Genomic DNA, 17,382 nt, shown 5'->3' with positions numbered 1-17,382 from the left:
TACGAAATATAAACTATGGATATATTTTGTATTTATCCATTGTTGATGACAAAAAACTAATGAATTATCACATTAAGAATGAAAAAGCTTTAAATGCTTCTGTTTCTCTCAATGTGCACTAATTCTGCCGATGCATCTATTCAATTCAATTCAAATTAAAATAAAAGTATTGGTGATAAATTATGATTAAAGTATTGAAAACTTATATATTAAATATTTTTATAGCAGTTGTTTTTTTGCTTTCACAAGTTATAAATGTTCATGCCAATCATTTGAAAAATGATATTCAATGGGAAACTGTCTCTCTAATAGAACAGGGAAAGAAAAAAGCTATCGATATAGCTTCTCTTTATGTCCCAAGTTTCACTCATGGAGCAAAAAGTGAAACTGCCATTGAAGGAAAATTTGAGAAAGTATTTGAACCAATTACGCTAGGAGTTTTTTCTACAGTAGGAGCTTTGGGTTTTGGATTCTTGACTGGATTTTTTATGTCCATATTTAGCGGGACAATCGGATGGGCAATAGGAAAACTTAAAGGCAAATAATTCAAAGATACTTAGTTATTTTTTTCTATTTAAAATGAGAATACTTTACAGCCTGCTTCACATCATGTAGCAGGCTGTCGTATGTTTTCTATGGATAAAATTTAGGTTACCATACTGTATAGAACAAATATAATATCTATTAGTATACAAAATAATAAATTAAGCTAAACAAAAATTATTCAAAGTATAAATTTGCGCACGAAATGCCATAAAATTACCTTATAAATCTTTCAGTATGAATTTTGATTTATATCATTTCAACATTCATTTTAGCAGATTTAATTGTTACAAAGTATAAGAGCATAAAATAAATATGAATGATTGAGTTTTACAAAAAAAATTCTTCAATAAATACCATTCTATCTATTTGATTTTATTATTTAAGAAGGTGCACAAATGAAGATATATTGCAAAATTTAAGTGAATGAATAATAGAGAAAAAAATTTCGACTTTAACAGATTTTCTGTGAACTTTTGACGTTTATATCTCAAAAATAAAAATGCTTTAGACTATTGCCTTTCATTATTGAGTAAAAAAACTATCCATTTAATAATTTAAATATTATGAAAAACGTGAAATAAATAACTTCACCAATTTTCCAGAAATAAAAAAGGACAAGACTTATGGAATATATCAGCACGAGAGGTGAAGCTCCTGCTTTAAGCTTTACGGAAACGATCATGACAGGGTTGGCAAGTGATGGAGGACTTTATCTGCCAGATAAATTTCCTCAGCTCTCATTTGATGCGTTACGGGCACTTCGTGGCCAATCCTATACAACAATTGCTAAAACTATTTTGTGGCCCTTTGTGAATAACGAAATCGAATATACAGCTTTTGAAAGTATGATCGCTGAATCTTATGCAACCTTTCACCATCCAGCAATCTGTCCGTTACGACAAACTGGAGCAGATGAATTTATCCTTGAACTCTTTCATGGTCCTACTTTAGCTTTTAAAGATGTTGCAATGCAGTTTCTTTCTCGGCTGATGGATTATGTTTTGACTAAAAAAAATAGATCTGCAACGATTATTGCTGCAACATCAGGTGATACAGGAGGGGCTGCGATACAAGCTTTTGCTGGAAAAGAACACTCAGATATTTTTATTTTATTTCCCAAAGGACGTGTATCACCTGTTCAACAACGGCAAATGACAACCAATCAATGTTCAAATGTTCATGCCATTGCAATTGAAGGAAATTTTGATAATTGCCAAGCTCTTGTCAAAGCAATGTTTAATGACCACAATTTTCGTAAAAAAAGAGCGCTTTCAGGTGTTAATTCTATAAATTGGGCACGTATCATGGCGCAAATTGTTTACTATTTTTCATCTGCGCTTTCCTTAGGAGCTCCTGATAGAGCTGTTTCATTTACTGTTCCTACTGGAAATTTTGGTGATATTTTTGCAGGTTATGTTGCAGCCCGTATGGGATTACCCATTGCTCAACTGGTCATCGCAACGAATGATAATGACATCCTTGCACGTACATTGACCAGTGGTATTTACGAAACACAACCAATAGTTCATACAACATCACCTTCTATGGATATTCAGGTCTCTTCTAATTTTGAACGTTTGCTCTTTGAAAGTGGCAATCGTGATCCAATGTGGATTCGCAATGCAATGGACAACTTGAAACAATCAGGACGTTTTACTCTTGATGAAAAGCAACTCAAAAATATTCGTTCCCTATTTTCCGCTGGGAAAAGCAACATGGCTGCAACAGCTCAAACAATTGATAGTGTCTATAAGGAAAGTGGCTATCTTGTTGATCCACATACAGCCGTCGCTCTTCAAGTAGCGCGTAAAAACAAAAAACCGCATATTCCAATGATCGTCCTTGCCACGGCTCATCCAGCTAAATTTCCTGATACTATTAAAAGTGCTTGTGGACTTCATGCCCCATGGCCATCTCATCTCAATGATGTAATGAAACGCGAAGAACACTTTATAAGTCTTGCTAATGATGAAAAAATAGTAAAAGATTATATTTCTTTAAAATCGCGTGCATCTTATTAAAGTTAGCTGCATTAACTTAAATCAAGAATATTCTAATACCCTTACAATGAGGTATTTAGCTTATTTAATGGAGTTGTAAATACATGGATGTAGATATATGTCGCCTTAGTAATGGCTTGACTATCGCCACACATACAATGCAACAAATTGATAGTGTTGCCCTCGGAATATGGGTTAAAGTGGGCTCACGCAATGAAACCTCCACACAGCATGGTATTGCTCATCTTCTTGAGCATATGGCTTTTAAAGGAACCGAAAACCGCACTGCTTTTCAAATTGCAACCGATATTGAAGATGTTGGCGGTGAAATCAATGCCACAACCAGTATTGAAACAACAGCTTACTTTGCACGTGTACTTAAAAGCGATATTCCACTTGCTATAGACATTTTAGCCGATATTTTAATGCATTCAAAATTTGACGACAATGAACTAGAACGAGAAAAACAAGTAATATTTCAGGAAATTGGTGCCGCTCATGACACTCCTGATGATATTGTTTTTGATCACTTTACAGAAACAGCCTTTCGTCATCAATCCCTTGGACGCTCTATTTTAGGAACAGCTAAAACTATTCAATCATTTACATCTACTGATCTCCATGATTTCATCAATAAACAATATAGTGCAGATCGTATGATTGTCGTTGCTGCAGGAGCTGTAAAACACGAAAGTTTCTTGCGAGAAGTTGAAAGTCGTCTTGGTACTTTTCGCTCCCATTCAACCGCACCTCTTACTAATCTTGCAAATTATGTCGGTGGCGACTTTCGTGAATATCGCGATTTAATGGATACACAAGTTGTTCTAGGGTTTGAAGGGCGTGCTTATCACGCGCGTGATTTTTATGCGGCCCAAATTCTTTCAATCATTCTTGGTGGTGGTATGTCTTCACGTCTTTTTCAAGAGGTAAGAGAGAAACGTGGATTATGCTATTCTATTTATGCTTTTCATTGGGGATTTTCAGATACTGGGCTTTTTGGTGTTCACGCAGCTACCGGACAAGAAGGGCTCAAAGAACTTATTCCCGTGATTCTTGATGAACTTTCCAAGGTCAGTAAAAACATTCACGCCAATGAACTGCAACGAGCACAAACGCAATATCGTGCGAATCTGACAATGTCACAGGAAAATCCCTCTAGTCAAGCACATCTCATTGCTCGCCAAATACTCCTTTATGGTCGACCAATTCCAATATCGGAAACAATTGAACGCCTCAATCTCATCACTCCTAAAAGATTAACTGACTTAGCACATCGTCTTTTTACAAATTCCACTCCAACACTAACTGCTGTCGGACCTGTAGGACCCCTCATAAATTTTGATGATTTAACGTCAACTCTTTCATCCAAGCTAAAATAAAAAACTTCTTTTCAAAACAGCATCACAATAACATACACATAAACATACACATATTTTATCGTAAAATTTACCACAAAAGCTCTTCTCATTAAATAAGTTTTGGAAATATTGGGCAAAGAAGCGTACAAAACTACCCAATTCATACTTCATGTGATAAAGATTCTAATGAGTGAAGGTATATCCGTGAAATCTGGAAATTCATGGTTTAACTTTGCCCTTTTAAAATATAAAACTTCATTCGCTTCAAGTTCCATTGAAGCAAATGGACATGTGGTCTATTTGTATATAAAACCACATAACTTAAGAAAAAGTGATAACAATTTATTATGTAAATAAATTATAAAAGGTGGACGTTTTTTCTCAAAAATCGAAATGAAAGTTAAACATCCTAAAATATTGAGAGTGGGACATTGTGAAGAGTTTGCGTAAAATAATTGACATCATTTTCATTGTAGTCGTTAGTTCTCTTGTCCATCTTACATCAGCACAAGCAATTGAGCCAGTTAAAATTTCTTCTCAGGATGCTGCTCTTGATCTCTCACAAGCAATTGAAATTCACCATACAAACAGCTCTATTTTTCAAACAAGTACAGCGCCAGGACCAGATGGTATTGTTTGGCGTATTGAAGTGCAGGCAAAAAATGAAAAATTTTCCGGAAATTGGGCAGTTTTTTCTCTTGCAAATCCAACAGATGAACAAATCGATCGTCTCATCGTTGCCCCCCACTACCGCATGGCGCGTTCTGGATTTTTTTGGCCAGACCTTGGATCAGCAAGGATTCAATCCATAACGCCAAGCGAAGGTTTTTCCCTCGATCGTCAACTTAGTGCAAACTCTGATATCTTTCGTATTACCCTTAACCCTGGTGCTGTTGTTACATTTGTGGCCGAACTTAACTCTGCAAATCTACCGCAAATCTATTTATGGCAACCTGAAGCTTATAAAGATGCAATTAATTCTTATACGCTTTATCATGGTATTCTTCTTGGGATATCAGGTCTCTTAGCGCTTTTGTTAACTGTACTCTTTGTTGTCCGTGGAACAGGACTGTTTCCTGCAACAGCTGCTGTTGCTTGGGCAGTGCTTTTTTATATTGGTATTGACTTCAACTTTTTAAATAAATTCTTTGCAGTTACACTCACAACACAACCAATCTGGCGTGCTGGTACAGAAGTAGCACTTACTGCTACACTCTTCATTTTTCTTTTTACCTATCTCAGCCTTAACCGCTGGCATTATCATTTTAGTTACGGTGCTATCGCTTGGACCATTGCCTTTTGTAGTCTAGGAGCCTTTGCTATTTATGATCCAATCAGAGCAGCTGGAATTGCGCGTTTGTCTTTTGGCCTTACCGCTGTGCTTGGTATAATATTAATCATCTATTTCTCGATCAGAAGCTATGACCGCGCCATTATGCTTATTCCAACATGGTTGCTCATTAGCTTTTGGTGTGTTGGAGCCTATGCCTGCATAGCTGGATATTTAAACAATGATATTATCCAGCCGGCATTAGCGGGGGGATTAGTGCTCATTGTTCTTCTCATCAGCTTTACTGTCCTGCAACAAACTTTTTCTAATGACGCTTTCCATGAAGGAATATTTTCCGATCTTGAACAACAAGTACTCGCAGCAAAGGGAGCTGGAAATATTATTTGGGATTGGAATATTGAGCGTGACCGTATTGTTGTACATCCAAACATGGCGACTCTTTTTGGTACTGAAATTCATAACCTCAATGGACCTATGCGCAACTGGATTTCAGCCTTGCACCATGATGATCGTGAACGCTTTCAAGCCGTATTAGATATCATTCTTAAAAATAAAAAAGGGCGCATTGATCAAATTTTTCGGCTTTCTTCCGGTGGTGGTTATTATCATTGGTTTTCTCTTCGTGCACGCCCGGCTATGCAAAAAGATGGGAAAATCACACGTGTCATTGGAACCATTGTCAATATTACTAACCATAAAAAATCCGAAGAACGCTTATTGCATGATGCAATCCACGACAGTTTAACCGGCCTTCCGAACCAACAAATTTTCTTTGATAGACTACAAAATTATACCTCTTTGGCGAAAGCAAATATCAAAATTAGACCGACTGTCTTTATGATTGATTTGGACAATTTTCGCAAAATTAATCGCAAATTAGGCATAGCAGTTGGGGATACTGTACTGCTTATAATCGCACGTCGTTTAAACCGTCTCATTAACTTTCAAGACACCTTGTCGCGACTTTCAGCAGACCGCTTTGCAATTATTTTACTCAGTGAAACTGAACCACAAAAAATTGCAGCATTTGCAGATCATTTGCACAAAACAATTTCAGCACCTATTTCACTTTCAGAAAACAAAATAATTCTTTCAACGTCTATCGGATTGGTTACATGGAGTGAAAGCCGATCGACAGCTAAAGATATTTTTAATGACAGTGAATTAGCGATGATTCGCGCAAAACAAATGGGTGGAAACCATATAGAACCTTTTCGTCCTAATTTTCGCACTTTGGGTCTCGAACATAATACTCTGGAAAAAGATGTTCATTATGCCATAAAACGTAATGAGATAAAAATCCTCTACCATCCTATTCTTAATTTATCAGACGGACATATTATTGGTTTTGAAACAATTGTAGAATGGCATCATCCCACTTATGGAAATTTAAATGTCTCTGATTTTATAAAAATCGTAGAAAATGAACAAATTGTTATGAATTTGTCACAATTTATCATCGATAGTGCCATTATCGATCTTATAAATGTACAAGAAAAGTTTTCCCAACAATCTTTCTTTATTTCAATTAATTTACCAAGCGCAGAAATGATTCATCCTCGTTTTATTAGTCAATTGCGCGCCGCTCTGCTTCGTCATCCGCTCCACAAAGGGCGTTTGATGATTGAAATATCTGAATTTGTCTTAAGAAATAATCCTGAACAATCAGCGCACTTTCTCGAACAAATTAAAACACTTGGAATGAATCTCGCACTCGATAATTTTGGAACAGGTTATTCGTCTCTGACCTATCTCGTACGTTATCCATTTGATATGGTTAAACTTGATCGTTCACTTATTTCAATCGACTCCCTTAAGAAGAAAATTGTTCTTAAGTCTATCATTAATATGGCAACAGATCTTAATTTGCAAATTATCGCAGAAGGTGTTGAAAATGAAAAAGAAGCAATCTTCCTCCGTCAAGAAGGCTGTAAATATGTTCAAAGCACACTTGTAACGAAACCGATTGCCATAGAAGAATTAATTACGCTCGTTCAAAGCCATTTCCCTTATAAAATAAAAACATAAGGGATAAAATAACGTGTAAAGTTAAAAAGCTTAGAAAAAACTCTACGCGTGTCCCATTTCAGAAGCAAGATAAGTTGGATCGATACCCATGCGTGTTAAACTTTTATCATACTTGCAGCTTAAATCACTTTCAAAAAGAAAACTAGGTGATGTAGAACTGATTAGCCAACCATTTGTAGAAATTTCTGCCTCAAGTTGCCCCGCTTTCCATCCAGCATAACCTAGCGCTACCAGTGCATGTTGCGGACCTTGTTCGCAACTGATCGCTTTTAATATATCAATAGTCGCAGTAAAACAGACCTTATCTGCAATAAAAACAGTTTCTTCACAAGCATAATCATCTGAATGAAGGACAAAACCACGCGAAGGATCAACAGGACCACCATAGCGAACTGGAAACTGTTTTATTGGTTCAGAAAGACTTTTTTTTTGGCCCCTGTCTATGACTCCCAAGTGAAGCAAAAGATCTGGAAAATCAATATGATGCAATTGATTGAGAATAATGCCCATCGCACCAGCATCAGAATGCGCGCAAATGTAAATAACAGAACGAATAAAGCGTTTGTCATTCATCCCAGGCATTGCTATGAGTAATTGTCCACCTAAAAAGCCATTACACCGCTTCATTAATTTGTTATTCTCCATAATTTACATGATAAAAGTTTGTTCATTTAGTACACTAGGAAAATAAAAATCCAATGAAAAAAAGTCATGTATTTACAAATTTACAAAATATCGCAACTTTCTTTTATAAAAATCTTTTAGTTACTTTAAGCTTAACATTCATAGTTTTAGAATTACTTAACATTCCTGTAAATGCTCAAAAAGAACAAAAACTCCAGCTTTTCGCAACATCTTGGTATGAATCAGATGGTGGTCGTATCCGATTAGCAATCACCGAACCTTCTCTTTCTGGAATAAGAGAAGGCATTATTGAGATTGTGCTTAAACCAGGATGGAAAACTTACTGGCGTAATCCAGGTAATTCTGGCATGGCACCGTTTTTTAATTTCAACCAACAGGTTTCTTATGAAATCTTTTATCCTACCCCACAGCTTTTTGAAACAGAAAATGATTGGTCATTAGGCTATAAAGATAAAGTAATATTGCCCTTCAATCTTTCTGGTTCAAGCAAAAATTTAAGTGGTGCTTTCACTCTTGGATTATGTAATAAAATCTGTCTTCCATTTACTGTTAACTTTGATTTTTCCCCATCTGCTCTTAAAAATAAACATCTTCCTGCTTCCTTCTTAAAAAATGCCCAAGATTCTTTGCCCCGCATGATGCAGAATGCACTAAAAATAAGTGCCGAAAAAAATAACAGTACCCTTCTTATAAAAATACAAAATAACAACAAGACCACTCCTTCCTCTCTCTTTTTAGATGGAGGAGAAATGCAAATTGGAGCAGCAAAAAAAGTCAGTGATAACGCAGAATATACACTCTTCAGTGCTCCACTCTATTTCGCACCAGAAGAAATAAACCAAAAAATTTTTTATACAGTTTCTTTTAAAGATTACGCCTTAAGTGGAACATTCATATTCCATACGCAGCCACCCCCTCTTGCGACTCCGCGATAAAAGAAAAAACTCTCAAACAGTAATTATGCTGGAAAACATCCATTTTCGCGATATTGAGAAATTGCTTTGCGAGCAAGGGCATCTGCGCGTTCATTTTCTGGATGTCCCGCATGTCCTTTTACCCAGTGCCATCTGACTGTATGACAAGAACAAGCATCCTCAAGAGCTTGCCATAGCTCCATATTTTTAACAGGATTTTTTGATGCAGTGCGCCAATTATTCTTTTTCCAATCTTCAATCCACTTAGATATACCGTTACGCACATAAACTGAGTCTGTATAAAGGTCGACCAAACAGGGCTCTTTAAGTGCCTTTAATGCACAAATTGCCGCCATGAGTTCCATTTGATTGTTTGTCGTATGGACCTTACCGCCATAAAGCTCACGTTCATGACCATTCCAGCGTAAAATTGCTCCCCATCCTCCAATTCCAGGATTCCCTGAGCAAGCACCATCTGTATAAATTTCAACGACTTTTTGTTGAGTTGCCATAAAATTTAAAAACCTAATTCACTTAGCGAATTTACATTACTGAAAAAACAAAGCTTGTGCCAATACTCCCATGGATCTTTCTTAATAACAAAGCTATTAGGCGGTGTATTAAACCAATCATAAAGACGTGTGAGTAAGAAACGTAAAGACGCACCACGAGCTAACAAAACAATCTTGTCCAATTCTAAAGGGATCAATGGTCTTATTTTTTGATAATTTTCCAATAACTTACGTGCTTTGGCCAGATTATAAGAATGATCAAGCTCAAAGCACCAAGCATTTAAACAGATCGCTAAATCATAAGCAAAAAAGTCATTACAAGCAAAATAGAAATCTATTATCCCAGAAAGACGATGATTCACAAAAAAGACGTTATCATTAAATAAATCTGCATGAATAATGCCTATTGGTAAATTGAGCGGCCAATTTTCCTGTAAAAAAGCTAATTCTAACTCAATTTTTTGCCCAAATTCTTTTAATAATGCATCTTCTTTTGTTTGACAACGTTGCCACAATACCTGCCAATCCATAACAGAAAGAGTATTTTTACGACTAAGTGTAAAGTCCTGTCCTGCTAAATGTAATTGTGCGAGCCCCATCCCCACTTCGCCACAATGATCTATAGTGGGCTGGCGGACCCACTCTCCTTCCAGAAAAGTAATAATAGCAGCAGGGCGTCCTGCTAATTCACAGATCATCATTCCATCATTTTGAATAACAGGTTGAGGGCAAGGAATTCCACGCTGTCCTAAATGCTGCATCAAACGACAAAAAAAAGGTAAATCATCTTTCGAAATACGCTTTTCATAAAGTGTTAAAATAAATCGCCCTTGTGTTGTCTCTAACAGAAAATTAGAATTTTCAATCCCCTCCTCTATACCTTGATAAGACAAAAGTGACCCTATTGCATAACGTGTTAAAAACACTTTTAAATCATTTGAATGAATATCTGTATAAACGGCCATTATTCTGCTTTCGTTGTAGACATGTCTGTATTCTGATTTTCATTTTTTGCATTATTTGCTTGACCATTGACGAAAGCCATATCTTGCGACGTTAAAATGACGTCACGTAATTCGCGACTCACTAAAAATTTTTCCGTTTCTACTGCTGTTTCAGCTAATTCTATTGTGACATTATAACGCTCACGAAACGCTGAAATAATTTCATCAATAATAATTTCAGGAGCCGAAGCCCCTGCTGAAAGACTGACAATAGAAAGAGCTTTTAGGTTTTCAAAATTAATTTCATCAGCGCGCTGAACTAAAATAGCTTGCCGCGCACCAGACTTTTCGGCAACCTCTACTAAACGTCGTGAATTAGAAGAATTTGGCGCTCCAACAATCAAAAACAAATCACTCCCCTTTGCTGCTGCCTTAACCGCATCTTGTCGATTCGTTGTAGCATAGCAAATTGACTCAGCCGCTGGGGCTGCTAATGTAGGGAAACGTTGTTGTAATATATCGAGAATTCCTGCCGTATCTTCAACAGAAAGCGTTGTTTGTGTAACAAATCCTAATTTATCTGGATCATTGGGGAGATAATGCAAAGCATCTTCTATCGTTTCAATAAGCGTCACAGCCCCTTCTTCAAGCTGTCCCATTGTCCCTATCACCTCAGGATGACCAGCATGACCAATCAATATAACATGACGACCATGACGTTGATGTCGTATCGCTTGTTTATGAACTTTCGAGACCAACGGACATGTTGCATCGAGATAAAACAAATTATAGCATCGTGCTTCTTCTGAAACAGATTTTGGTACACCATGAGCAGAAAAAACAACCGGTTGATTGCGATGTTCTTCTGGAATCTCATCAAGTTCTTCAACAAAAATAGCTCCCCGTTGCTGTAATCCCTCAACCACGTAGCGGTTGTGTACAATTTCATGACGAACATATACTGGAACACCATATTTTTTTAATGCAAGGAGAACAATCTGGATAGCACGATCAACCCCTGCACAAAATCCACGTGGACCACAAAGACGTATCGTTAAAGGGGGAAGTCCAGACATAAATCATCCTTAATCTCTATAGTTTTAGCTATATATTCAAACAACTTATCATTATACACGAATAAGCAATGTAAAAAAAACTGGCAATAGCATCTTTTGCATAAGAACACACTCTATCGTGTTTTCTTACGAGATTTTCTTGCAGCAAAGCTCTTTTTAAATTTGCTTTTTCATTTTATTTGCCTAAAGAGCGATAAAATACCAAACAAGAGATTCAATCAAAAGAACTCCAAAGATAGCTGCCAAATAAAGTAACGAAAAGAAAAACAGTTTTTTTGCCATCAAAATAGTTTCATTATGTGTATCAGCTTTCCACAAACGATAGGCAAAATAAACAAAGATAATGCTTAAAATTGTTGAAAAAATACCATAAAAAATTCCGCCAAGACCAGTAAAGCAAGGAGCAGCAGCGCACAATGCCATCAAAATAGTATAAAATAAAATCTGCTTTTTTGTTGAATGTTCACCTCGAACATTAGGCATCATAGGAATACCTGCAGCCTCATAATCAAGGGATGAAAATAAAGAAAGAGCCCAAAAATGAGGGGGGGTCCACATAAAAATGATTAAAAATAATAAAAAGCTATCAATACTCACTGTCCCTGTTGTCACGGACCATCCAATCATTGGTGGGAAAGCCCCAGAAGCACCACCAATAACAATATTTTGTGGTGTGATACGTTTTAACCAAATTGTATAAATAACGACATAAAAGAAAATCGTAAACGCAAGAAAAAATGCTGCAAACCAATTAATGAAGCTCCCCATAACCAATACCGAAAGCATAGAAAGAACTATGCCAAAAATAAATGCTTTTCGGGAACTGATTTTACCCATAGGAATAGGACGCTTTTTGGTCCGTTCCATCACGGCATCAATGTCAGCATCATACCACATATTCAGTGCTCCCGCACCGCCACCACCGATGGCAATACATAAAATCGCTAAAAAACCATACAACGGATTGATAGAAACTGGCGATACAAGCAAACCAACTAGAGCCGTAAAGACCACAAGAGACATAACACGTGGCTTTAATAACGTGATATAATCACTAATACCGGATTTTGGTGGCGTTGATTTACTATTCACGACCGATAACTCTCCTGAAACTGACATTCCGCTCAAAGCCCTTTTCCATTTCTGTCATTCACAAACCAATATTATCTAGCGTATGGAAATGATCAATTAAGACCAATCGTATTTTTGAGAAAATATGAAATACCTCGTTCGCACGTATCCCCTAAAAATAGATGGAATATTGGCAACAAAAATACATTTTTTCAATCAACATTCTCTCCTACATTACAAATGTATCATAAAAATATATCCTATGGATTAATATATTTGGGTAAATACTGATTTTGTGTTATAGTTTTTATGTGGGGAATTCATTTTTTTATGTAAATCTATGTATGGTTGTATGTGTGTTGAGTCGGGTAGGATTTTCTGTGATACTTTATAAATTACTCAAAAAAACTTTTTTTATTGGTGCTGTTCTTTACACACTTTATAGTAGTTTTATCAATCATGCATTTGCACAAACACCTTATGCGCAAAATGTCCCTGCTCCACAAACCTATGGTGCATGGACAAAAGTTTGTGCTCTACCGCCAGGTACACCTAACATGCAGTGTGAAGTTGTACAAAACGTTCATACACAAGGTCGTCATGATATTACTTTGCGTGTTACATTTTATAAACTTCCTCAAAAGCAAGGTGCTTTGATGCGTGTTTTTGTTCCGATTCGCGTTGAATTACGTCCTGGCGTTGGAATTAAAATTGACGATAAAAATATGGGCAGAATGGAATATCGTCGTTGTCTTGGTGATAATTGTGTTGCTGAAGCCTTTCTTAAAGAAGACATATTGCAGCTCTTTTTAAAAGGAAAAATGGCAACCTATTTTATCTTTACAACTCCTGAACAAGGGATTGGAGGTTTTGTTGACCTTCATGGTCTTGCCGACGCCTATGCAACCTTACCTACATGAATGAAATCGATACACTTTAGACGATTAAAATCTCATCGTATATTTTGAAAGCTTCTTAAATTAGATTAATAAAAATCTTCTAAGTTCCCATAAAAATAGGATAATTCTTATGAAATCGCTGATAGATCATTTTGATATTACTTCCTCTAAAGTGCAATCACTTGTACAAGAAACGCTTCATCATGCTGATGATGGTGAGCTTTACCTTGAGTATACAGAAAGCGAAGCTCTTTTATTTGATAATGGACAGCTTAAAAACGGCTCTTTCCATCAAGATATGGGGTTTGGGCTGCGTGTCGTTGCTGGAGAAGCTACCGGATATGCATATTCTAGTGAATTATCAGCTGCTGCACTCAAACGTGCTAGTGAAGCAGCTAAAGCTATTACCTATAATAATCATGCGGGAACTTATAGCATAGCACCTCAACAAACAAACAAAAAACTTTATCAACCGCATAATCCCCTTGATGCTCCATCATTTGAGGAAAAAAGTGCTCTTTTGCAAAAAATTGATGCCTATTTACGTGCTAAAAATGATAAATTGCATCAAGTGACTGCTTCTCTTTCCGGCTCGCTACAACATGTTGAAATTTTACGTGCAGATGGTTATTTGGTTCGTGATATTCGTCCCCTTGTGCGACTTTCTATATCTGTGGTCGCAGCTGAAGGCAATCGACGTGAAAATGGTTTTTATGGATGTGGAGGGCGACAAGCATTTGACCAATTTATTCATGAAGACAATTGGAAAAAAGCTGCGGATGAAGCCTTACGTATGGCTTTAACAAATTTAGAAGCAGAAGCAGCACCTGCAGGATCTTTTGATGTTGTCTTAGCCAATGGATGGCCTGGCGTTATGCTCCATGAAGCCGTAGGTCATGGTTTAGAAGGTGACTTTAACCGTAAAAAAACATCCGCTTTTGCTGGACTTTTAGGACAACAAGTTGCGGCAAAAGGTGTTACAGTTGTTGATGATGGAACAATTCCACAATGCCGTGGCTCTCTCACTGTCGATGATGAGGGGACCCCTTCAGGATATAACGTTCTCATTGAAGATGGAAAGCTCGTTGGTTTTATGCAAGACAGGCTTAATGCACGGCTTATGGGAGGTAAATCAACTGGAAATGGACGGCGTGAATCTTATGCTTATGCACCAATGCCACGAATGACCAATACAATCATGCTAGGAGGAGATAAAACACCTGAAGAAATCCTTTCTTCACTCAAACATGGTATCTATGCTGTTTCATTTGGTGGAGGACAAGTTGATATTACTTCTGGAAAATTCGTCTTTGAATGTACTGAAGCATACCGAGTAGAAAATGGTAAAATTGTAGCACCAATCAGAGGCGCAACTCTTATTGGAAATGGACCGGATGCTATGAAACGTATTACAATGATTGGTAATGATAGTAAACTTGATAATGGTATCGGTATGTGTGGAAAAGCTGGCCAAAATGTCCCTGTTGGTGTTGGTCAACCTCATCTTCGAATCAATAATATGACAATCGGTGGAACTGCGCTTATAAAAGAATAAGCTTTCTCATTCCTTCCCAATATTGCCTCCTTATCATCTATCACGACCATTTTGTGAGGAGGTTACAATACATTGATTTATAAAGATAATCTATCGTTGTTCATATTAAATTAGAACCTTGAATACCATAAGATTCTCTCATTTCAAATCTGTTCCATATTGAATCAATCAAAATCATTCGTTTGTACGTTACAGATGGGGAGAGTCATATGAATAAAACCTGTACAAGAAAGGACCAAAGATTCCTCTTATGGACCGTCTCAAGTAACAAGAGTTATAGCCACATTGGAAGATGACAAATATAACACTGGCACCGGCTTGTTCAGACACATCTTCTTCTTAATACATTAGTCTTTTGTGTGGGATAATTTGCCTTTTATATTTCATAATAAAAAGTTCAAAATAAAAAACACTTTCTACATTCAGTGCTCTTAATTCAACGAGAAAAAGGTTATTATTATAGATAATTTTTGGAGAGATTTTATAATAATACTCAAGTAAACTTTAAAAAAAATCTTCATGGCATTAAAAAATTTTTAAGCTAAAGCTTCCAACCTTTCTTTTTTTTCTTTTTGCTCAAAACAGCAACAATTTCGACATGTGGTGACCATAAAAATTGATCAATCGGTATGATTTTTTCTACTGTATACCCCCCTGCAACAAGAAGAGATAAATCACGAGCAAATGTAGTAGGATTACAGGAAATTGCCACAACACGTGATACTGTCGTCTTAGCTAATTCACGTACTTGTTGCTCTGCACCAGCACGGGGAGGATCAAAAACAACACTCTCAAAACACTCAAGTTCCTTTACAGAAAGGGGATGTCGGAAAAGATCACGTTTTTCACAAGTGACCGTTTTTAAACCAGTCGCAAAACGTGCTGCTGTATTTAGATTTCTTAATGCATCTTCATTATTTTCTACTGCATGAACATTCATCTTTTTTGCCATACGCAAAGTAAATGTTCCTATCCCTGAAAACAAATCAACAGCATTCTTTGCTTTTTTTAAATGAGTCAAAATAATATTGCCCATTATATTTTCAGCTTCGCAGGTTGCTTGAAGAAAACCACCAGAAGGAAATTCAACACGGACATCTCCAAAGTAAATCTCTGGTTTTTCTCGTTCAACCAAAACTTCACCATCAACAGATAAACGTATAATCCCATATGAAAGAGCAGCACTGATCATTTTCTGACGAAGTGATTCATGGTGTACAATGCAACCGCTTAAAGCAACATCTAAACCATTTTCAACACGTGTTATTGTAACATGAAACCGTTTGGCAGAGCTGCTTAGAAAAGCACAGAGCTCTCTGATATTATGCAACTGAGAAATAAGCTCTGGACAGCTTACTGGACATTCCTCAAGAGCTACAATCTCATGAGAGAGATAACGGTTAAAACCAACTTTTTGCCCCTGTGGGGTCATAGATGCTGTTAGAGTAATCCGCCGTCGGCTATAAGGTTTACATTCTATTAAAGGCGCAACAACATTATTAAGTCCATACTTTTTAAGCGCATCAACAACCAATTGTTGTTTCCATACGCGATAAGCATCCATATGCCAATGCTGAAGAGTACACCCTCCACATTCTCCAAAATGCTGACAAAGAGTATCAATGCGTTCTAATGATTTTTCTTTTAATGCTATACATGTTGCATATTTTCCATGAACAGTAATTTCAGCACACTCTCCTGGTAAAGTAAAAGGAACATAAACGAAGCCGCGAGACGTCCTAGAAGTACCATACCCATTTGCTCCGATATGGTCGATTATGACATTGTCACTCACTCTTGTTTTTCTCCGAATAGTAAATATTCCACGTTGCCATCACCACCTGTAATAGGGGAAGGAATTAAACCTCTTGCGCTCCACCCTGTTTGTGTATTTAACCAAACAAAAAGCGCCTCAGCAGTTTCTTTAGCTATTGATGGATTTAATATTCCCCTCTTACTAAAGTGTTTACGACCAACCTCAAACTGAGGCTTTACCAGTAAAACAGCTTGAGCGCCCTTCTTGGCTAAAGACAAAACGGGAGGCAATGCAAGTTTGAGAGAAATAAAGCTAACATCTGAAACGATAAGATCAATTTCTCGCCCACCTAAATGGTTATGTTGAAAATCTCTAACATTCAAGCCTTCTAATAACGTTATAGCACTGTTGCCCAATAAACGTTTATCAAATTGATGATGCCCAACATCAACGGCAATTACATGAGCCGATCCACGTTCTAAGAGAACTTGTGTAAAACCACCTGTTGATGCACCAACATCAATGGCCGTCACTTTATCTGTTATAATCGGAAATGCATCAAGTGCAGCAATCAATTTTAACGCTGCCCGAGAAACATAATTCTGCGCTGGATCACAAACAGCAATCTCTGCATCACCAAAAACAATTTGCCCAGCTTTAAAAACGATTTCGCCGTTAACTTTAACAGTTTGACGCATGACAGCATCACGTGCGCGTGAACGTGTCGTAAAAAAGTTTTTTTCAACTAAGAGAATATCGAGCCTTTTTCTGGCAGCCATATCATACT

General features: G+C 36.9%; 14 protein-coding genes. 7 read left to right on the top strand and 7 right to left on the bottom strand.

The genetic code is table 11. The features are described 5' to 3' along the window. Positions 1 to 182: 182 nt before the first annotated feature. The 4 genes from ACFIJK_RS00470 (at position 183) to ACFIJK_RS00455 (ending at position 7,223) form a co-directional block, all read left to right on the top strand. Positions 183 to 545 (top strand): hypothetical protein, encoded by a 363-nt coding sequence (locus tag ACFIJK_RS00470; protein WP_375625717.1) that lies wholly within the window; start codon positions 183 to 185, stop codon positions 543 to 545. Between the two features lie 624 nt (positions 546 to 1,169). Beyond that, on the top strand, positions 1,170 to 2,567 hold the full coding sequence (gene thrC, locus ACFIJK_RS00465) for a threonine synthase (RefSeq protein ID WP_375625715.1): 1,398 nt from the start codon (positions 1,170 to 1,172) through the stop codon (positions 2,565 to 2,567). A gap of 83 nt (positions 2,568 to 2,650) precedes the next feature. Further along, entirely contained in the window at positions 2,651 to 3,925 is a 1,275-nt protein-coding gene (locus ACFIJK_RS00460) for a pitrilysin family protein (RefSeq protein ID WP_012754834.1), read from the top strand. Between the two features lie 412 nt (positions 3,926 to 4,337). Beyond that, on the top strand, positions 4,338 to 7,223 hold the full coding sequence (locus ACFIJK_RS00455) for an EAL domain-containing protein (RefSeq protein WP_375625712.1): 2,886 nt from the start codon (positions 4,338 to 4,340) through the stop codon (positions 7,221 to 7,223). 42 nt (positions 7,224 to 7,265) lie between these two features. Here the strand turns inward: ACFIJK_RS00455 and ACFIJK_RS00450 are convergent, their stop codons facing one another. Next, a complete protein-coding gene (locus tag ACFIJK_RS00450) occupies positions 7,266 to 7,850 on the bottom strand; it encodes a YqgE/AlgH family protein (protein WP_375625118.1) in 585 nt (194 codons plus the stop codon). A gap of 71 nt (positions 7,851 to 7,921) precedes the next feature. Here ACFIJK_RS00450 and ACFIJK_RS00445 point away from each other — a divergent pair, with 71 nt between their 5' ends. Then, the gene (locus tag ACFIJK_RS00445; RefSeq protein ID WP_375625710.1) at positions 7,922 to 8,803 is read left to right on the top strand and encodes a protein-disulfide reductase DsbD domain-containing protein; all 882 of its coding nucleotides are present in this window, start codon (positions 7,922 to 7,924) and stop codon (positions 8,801 to 8,803) included. Between the two features lie 23 nt (positions 8,804 to 8,826). On the opposite strand, the gene rnhA is transcribed toward ACFIJK_RS00445, so the two are convergent. The 4 genes from rnhA to cyoE all read right to left on the bottom strand — a co-directional run bounded on the left by rnhA (position 8,827) and on the right by cyoE (position 12,433). Continuing rightward, positions 8,827 to 9,294, bottom strand: coding sequence for a ribonuclease HI (gene rnhA, locus ACFIJK_RS00440; RefSeq protein WP_375625120.1), 468 nt, complete (start codon positions 9,292 to 9,294; stop codon positions 8,827 to 8,829). A gap of 5 nt (positions 9,295 to 9,299) precedes the next feature. Next, a complete protein-coding gene (locus ACFIJK_RS00435) occupies positions 9,300 to 10,259 on the bottom strand; it encodes a homoserine kinase (RefSeq protein ID WP_375625707.1) in 960 nt (319 codons plus the stop codon). Continuing rightward, positions 10,259 to 11,314, bottom strand: coding sequence for a 4-hydroxy-3-methylbut-2-enyl diphosphate reductase (ispH, locus tag ACFIJK_RS00430; protein ID WP_375625122.1), 1,056 nt, complete (start codon positions 11,312 to 11,314; stop codon positions 10,259 to 10,261). The genes ACFIJK_RS00435 and ispH overlap by 1 nt, the downstream gene beginning before the upstream one ends. A 183-nt stretch (positions 11,315 to 11,497) precedes the next feature. Beyond that, positions 11,498 to 12,433 carry a heme o synthase gene (gene cyoE / locus ACFIJK_RS00425; protein ID WP_375625705.1) on the bottom strand — a complete coding sequence of 312 codons (936 nt, stop codon included), beginning with the start codon at positions 12,431 to 12,433 and terminating at the stop codon, positions 11,498 to 11,500. A gap of 296 nt (positions 12,434 to 12,729) precedes the next feature. On the opposite strand from cyoE, the gene ACFIJK_RS00420 reads away from it, so the two are divergent. Together ACFIJK_RS00420 and tldD are read left to right on the top strand one after the other, a co-directional pair. Beyond that, on the top strand, positions 12,730 to 13,305 hold the full coding sequence (locus ACFIJK_RS00420; RefSeq protein WP_375625703.1) for an invasion associated locus B family protein: 576 nt from the start codon (positions 12,730 to 12,732) through the stop codon (positions 13,303 to 13,305). A 109-nt stretch (positions 13,306 to 13,414) separates the two neighbouring features. After that, a complete protein-coding gene (gene tldD, locus ACFIJK_RS00415; protein ID WP_375625125.1) occupies positions 13,415 to 14,839 on the top strand; it encodes a metalloprotease TldD in 1,425 nt (474 codons plus the stop codon). A 541-nt stretch (positions 14,840 to 15,380) separates the two neighbouring features. Here the strand turns inward: tldD and ACFIJK_RS00410 are convergent. Next, complete coding sequence (locus ACFIJK_RS00410; protein WP_375625700.1) at positions 15,381 to 16,634, bottom strand: class I SAM-dependent RNA methyltransferase; 1,254 nt, start codon at positions 16,632 to 16,634, stop codon at positions 15,381 to 15,383. Continuing rightward, a complete protein-coding gene (locus ACFIJK_RS00405) occupies positions 16,631 to 17,374 on the bottom strand; it encodes a TlyA family RNA methyltransferase (RefSeq protein ID WP_375625127.1) in 744 nt (247 codons plus the stop codon). Before ACFIJK_RS00405 ends, ACFIJK_RS00410 begins: the two co-directional genes overlap by 4 nt. Positions 17,375 to 17,382 lie beyond the last annotated feature (8 nt).

It is taken from the genome of Bartonella sp. PS17NMGDW (genome assembly GCF_042193555.1).
GTDB lineage: Bacteria > Pseudomonadota > Alphaproteobacteria > Rhizobiales > Rhizobiaceae > Bartonella > Bartonella grahamii.
This window is presented reverse-complemented; position numbering and strand designations above follow the sequence as displayed.

Bases quoted from the DNA above. Each gene is read 5' to 3' on its own strand.
- ACFIJK_RS00470 (WP_375625717.1), top strand. From the start codon at position 183: ATGATTAAAGTATTGAAAACTTATATATTAAATATTTTTATAGCAGTT.
- rnhA (WP_375625120.1), bottom strand. From the start codon at position 9,294: ATGGCAACTCAACAAAAAGTCGTTGAAATTTATACAGATGGTGCTTGC.
- ACFIJK_RS00450 (WP_375625118.1), bottom strand. From the start codon at position 7,850: ATGAAGCGGTGTAATGGCTTTTTAGGTGGACAATTACTCATAGCAATG.
- ACFIJK_RS00405 (WP_375625127.1), bottom strand. From the start codon at position 17,374: ATGGCTGCCAGAAAAAGGCTCGATATTCTCTTAGTTGAAAAAAACTTT.
- ACFIJK_RS00445 (WP_375625710.1), top strand. From the start codon at position 7,922: ATGAAAAAAAGTCATGTATTTACAAATTTACAAAATATCGCAACTTTC.
- tldD (WP_375625125.1), top strand. From the start codon at position 13,415: ATGAAATCGCTGATAGATCATTTTGATATTACTTCCTCTAAAGTGCAA.
- cyoE (WP_375625705.1), bottom strand. From the start codon at position 12,433: ATGTCAGTTTCAGGAGAGTTATCGGTCGTGAATAGTAAATCAACGCCA.
- ACFIJK_RS00420 (WP_375625703.1), top strand. From the start codon at position 12,730: ATGGTTGTATGTGTGTTGAGTCGGGTAGGATTTTCTGTGATACTTTAT.
- ACFIJK_RS00460 (WP_012754834.1), top strand. From the start codon at position 2,651: ATGGATGTAGATATATGTCGCCTTAGTAATGGCTTGACTATCGCCACA.
- ACFIJK_RS00435 (WP_375625707.1), bottom strand. From the start codon at position 10,259: ATGGCCGTTTATACAGATATTCATTCAAATGATTTAAAAGTGTTTTTA.
- thrC (WP_375625715.1), top strand. From the start codon at position 1,170: ATGGAATATATCAGCACGAGAGGTGAAGCTCCTGCTTTAAGCTTTACG.
- ispH (WP_375625122.1), bottom strand. From the start codon at position 11,314: ATGTCTGGACTTCCCCCTTTAACGATACGTCTTTGTGGTCCACGTGGA.